The sequence below is a fragment of the Salifodinibacter halophilus genome, assembly GCA_012999515.1.
Classification (GTDB): Bacteria; Pseudomonadota; Gammaproteobacteria; order Nevskiales; family Salinisphaeraceae; genus Salifodinibacter; species Salifodinibacter halophilus.
Genome location: JABEEB010000135.1, coordinates 1 through 297, shown reverse-complemented (window position 1 = coordinate 297; position 297 = coordinate 1). Strand labels below are relative to the sequence as shown.

Below are 297 nucleotides of genomic sequence, written 5' to 3'. Positions count from 1 at the left end.
GCGATCGGCGGCAAGGCCACCGTGAGCTACTTCCTGCGCGTCGGCGCCGGCGTGGGCAAGGGCACGCACAAGAACCAGGTCACCGGTTACGACGACAAGGGCACCAAGATCTCCAACGACGCCACCGCCGAAGTGACCATGGCCGGCGACCCGCTGCTGGAAGACAGCCTGCTGGTCGGCAGCGTGTTCGACGACCGCGACGGCGACGGCTGGCAGGATCCGGCCAAGGCCACCGGCGTGCGCGTGCAGGGCGGCTTCGCGCCGAACGCCTACGTCGCCGGTTCCACCACCGTCGAC

The 297-nt window shown here is 70.0% G+C and carries 1 protein-coding gene; it reads left to right on the top strand.

Annotated features, from left to right (window positions below; all coding sequences use genetic code 11):
• Window positions 1-297: hypothetical protein (locus HKX41_11030; protein ID NNC24664.1), on the top strand; the 297-nt coding region annotated here is incomplete at both ends.